Consider the following 3,671-nt stretch of genomic DNA (forward strand, 5'->3'; position numbering starts at 1 on the left):
ATGCAGGTGTTCCAGCAGGCGGCGGGTATGCCCAAAACCGGCGACGATCATCTGTGACAGTGCGGTGCCATGGGCCGACAGCTTAAGGTAGAGCACGCCTTGCGGATTACCCGAGGCTTCCTGGGCAAGCCCGTCATGACGCTCCAGCAGACTGACCTTCCAGCCCCGCGCAGCCAGGCTGGCCGCCGTGGCGCAACCGGCGAGGCCACCACCGATCACCAGAGCCTTGCGCTCGCCGGTTAACGTCGCCGGTCGGGCAAACCAAGGCTTGGCGGCCGGTGGTGGCGGTGTATCAGTGGGCCTGCCGAGAAACTCTCCACGCAGGATTTCCCACTTGTGACCAATGCCTGGCGTGCGCTTCATCTTGAATCCGGCGGCGTTGATCAACCGCCGTACCCAACCCGTACTCGTGAACGTACTGATGGTCGAGCCTGGCGCGGCCAGCCGTGCCAGTTCGGCAAACAGCTCGGCGGTCCACATCTCCGGGTTTTTGGCCGGGGCGAAACCGTCGAGAAACCACGCATCGATTTGCGCATCCAGTTGTGGCAATTGCTCCAGCACATCGCCGATCAGCAGGGTCAGGGTCACGCGACCGTTATCCAGCACCAGGCGTTGGAAGCCTTGGTGGATAGCTATGTACTGAGCCAGCAGTTGCTCGGCGAACGGTTGCAGTTCCGGCCAGAGGGCGAGGGCGCGTTGCAGGTCGGCGTGGCTCAGCGGGTATTTTTCCACGCTGACAAAATGCAGCCGTGCACCCGCCACCGCGTTTTGTTCGAACATCTGCCAGGCACATAAGAAGTTCAAGCCCGTGCCGAACCCGGTTTCACCAATCACCAGCCGCCCAGTCGCTGGCAGCGAGGCAAAACGCTCCTGCAAACGGTTTTGTTCGAGGAACACATAACGGGTTTCTTCAAGGCCCGACTGATCGGAGAAGTACACATCGTCGAACACCCGCGAGTGCGGGCGGCCTTGGTCATCCCAGTCGAGCTGGGCGTGGGTGATCGGGTTCATGGGCGGCTCTGCAAAAACAAGGCGGCCATTCTAGCCGATCAATGGACGTTGAATTGACCCATGGCAAGCGCGCATGGAATTTCCTCCCGCGTGTTGCTGCCCAATCCGCTAGTCTTGAGCCATCTTGAAACGGAGCTGCCCATGTTCGAATCCGCCGAAATCGGTCACGCCATCGACAAAGACACCTACGACGCCGAAGTGCCGGCCCTGCGCGAAGCCTTGCTGGAAGTACAGTATGAGCTGCAGCAGCAGAAGCGCTTCCCGGTGATCATCCTGATCAACGGCATCGAAGGCGCCGGCAAGGGTGAAACCGTCAAGCTACTCAATGAGTGGATGGACCCGCGCCTGATCGAAGTGCGCACCTTCGACCAACAAACCGATGAAGAACTGGCGCGGCCACCGGCCTGGCGCTATTGGCGGCAACTGCCGGCAAAAGGTCGCATGGGGGTTTTTTTCGGCAACTGGTACAGCCAGATGCTGCAGGGCCGGGTGCACGGCGAGATCAAGGATGCCCGCCTGGACCAGGCCATCGCCGGTGCCGAGCGCCTGGAAAAGATGCTCTGCGATGAAGGTGCGCTGATCTTCAAATTCTGGTTTCACCTGTCCAAGAAGCAGATGAAGGCGCGCCTCAAGGCGCTGGCCGACGACCCGCTGCACAGTTGGCGCATCAGTCCGCTGGACTGGCAGCAGTCCGAGACCTACGACAAGTTCGTGCATTTCGGCGAGCGCATCCTGCGCCGCACCAGTCGTGACTACGCGCCGTGGCATGTGATCGAAGGTGTCGACGCCCATTACCGCAGCCTCACCGTGGGCAAGCTGCTGCTCGAGGGGCTGCAAAACACCCTGAAACTGGCCAAGGGCAAATCCAGTGGCATGAACCCGGCGCCCTTGATCGCGTCGGTGGACAAGAAGAGCCTGCTGGACAGCCTCGACTTGACCCTGCGCCTGGACAAGGATGATTACGAAGAGCAACTGATCACCGAGCAGGCGCGCTTCTCCGGCCTGATGCGCGACAAACGCATGCGCAAGCATGCGCTGATCACCGTGTTCGAAGGCAACGACGCGGCAGGCAAGGGCGGGGCGATTCGCCGGGTGGCAGCGGCGCTCGACCCACGTCAGTACCGCATCGTGCCCATTGCCGCGCCCAGTGAAGACGAGCGCGCCCAGCCTTATCTGTGGCGCTTTTGGCAGAAAATCCCGGCGCGCGGCATGTTTACCGTGTTCGACCGCTCCTGGTACGGCCGGGTGTTGGTGGAGCGCGTCGAAGGCTTCTGCACTCCGGCCGACTGGATGCGTGCTTATGGCGAGATCAATGACTTCGAGGAGCAATTGCGCGACGCGGGCGTGATCGTGGTCAAGTTCTGGCTGGCCATCGACAAGGACACGCAGCTGGAGCGTTTCCAGGCCCGTGAAGAGATACCGTTCAAGCGCTTCAAGATCACCGAAGACGACTGGCGCAACCGTGACAAGTGGGACGACTACCGCGCCGCCGTGGGCGATATGGTCGACCGCACCAGTACCGAAGTTTCGCCCTGGACCCTGGTGGAAGCCAACGACAAGCGCTGGGCGCGGGTCAAGGTGCTGCGCACCATCAACCGGGCGCTGGAAGAGGCGTTCGACAAAACCGACAAGCACGATAAAAAGAAAAAGAAATAACCTGTTGTGGTGGGGTGCCCATGGTTTTGCATACGCCGGATGAATGATCGTCGCGGTGGGGAGGGCCTGGATCTATCCTCGATCCATCTCCCAACAACCACAAGATCGAGGTAGCCCCATGCGTGAAGTAGTGATCGTCGACAGCGTGCGAACCGGCCTGGCGAAATCCTTTCGTGGCAAGTTCAACCAGACCCGCCCCGATGACATGGCGGCCCATTGCGTCAACGCGCTGCTCGCGCGCAACGGTATTGACCCGGCGACGGTGGAGGATTGCATCGTCGGCGCCGGCTCCAACGAAGGGGCCCAGGGCTACAACATCGGGCGCAACGTGGCGGTGCTTTCGCAATTGGGCACCGGCACGGCGGGCATGACCCTCAATCGTTTCTGCTCTTCGGGTTTGCAGGCGATTGCCATCGCGGCCAACCAGATCGCCTCGGGTTGCAGCGACATCATTGTGGCTGGCGGCGTCGAGTCCATCAGCCTGACCATGAAAAGCGTCAACACCGATAACCTGATCAACCCGCTGCTCAAGGAACAGGTGCCGGGCATCTATTTTCCCATGGGCCAGACCGCCGAGATCGTCGCGCGCCGCTATAACGTCAGCCGCGAAGAACAGGACCTGTACGCCCTGCAAAGCCAGCAACGCACCGCCCAGGCCCAGGCTGAGGGTTTGTTCGACGATGAAATCGTGCCGATGGTGGTCAAGTACAAGGTTGAAGACAAGAACACGGGGGCGGTGCAGGTGTTGGACGGCGTGGTCGATCGCGACGACTGCAACCGCCCGGACACCACCTTGGCCAGCCTGCAAGGGTTGAAACCGGTGTTTGCCGAAGACGGCTCGGTGACGGCGGGCAACTCGTCACAGCTCTCCGACGGGGCTTCGATGACCTTGGTGATGAGCCTGGAAAAAGCCCTGGCGCTGGGGCTCAAGCCCAAGGCGTTTTTCCGTGGTTTTACCGTGGCGGGTTGCGAACCGGATGAGATGGGCATCGGTCCCGTGTTCT

General features: G+C 61.3%; 3 protein-coding genes. 2 read left to right on the forward strand and 1 reads right to left on the reverse strand.

Going from position 1 to position 3,671, the window contains the following annotated elements:
* Window positions 1–1,011, reverse strand: a 1,011-nt coding sequence (mnmC, locus tag ACRESD_RS13425) for a bifunctional tRNA (5-methylaminomethyl-2-thiouridine)(34)-methyltransferase MnmD/FAD-dependent 5-carboxymethylaminomethyl-2-thiouridine(34) oxidoreductase MnmC (RefSeq protein WP_431751345.1), incomplete at its 3' end; no start/stop codon positions are given.
* 141 nt (window positions 1,012–1,152) lie between these two features.
* On the opposite strand from mnmC, the gene pap reads away from it, so the two are divergent.
* Both pap and ACRESD_RS13435 read left to right on the forward strand, forming a co-directional pair.
* Window positions 1,153–2,667 (forward strand): polyphosphate:AMP phosphotransferase, encoded by a 1,515-nt coding sequence (gene pap / locus ACRESD_RS13430; protein ID WP_431751346.1) that lies wholly within the window; start codon window positions 1,153–1,155, stop codon window positions 2,665–2,667.
* Window positions 2,668–2,785: 118 nt separating this feature from the next.
* Window positions 2,786–3,671: thiolase family protein (locus ACRESD_RS13435; RefSeq protein ID WP_431751347.1), on the forward strand; the 886-nt coding region annotated here is incomplete at its 3' end.

The sequence above is a fragment of the Pseudomonas sp. genome (assembly GCF_050739995.1).
In the GTDB taxonomy this organism is placed as follows: domain Bacteria; phylum Pseudomonadota; class Gammaproteobacteria; order Pseudomonadales; family Pseudomonadaceae; genus Aquipseudomonas.

Coding starts and splice junctions, on each gene's coding strand:
- pap (WP_431751346.1), top strand. CDS start 1,153: ATGTTCGAATCCGCCGAAATCGGTCACGCCATCGACAAAGACACCTAC.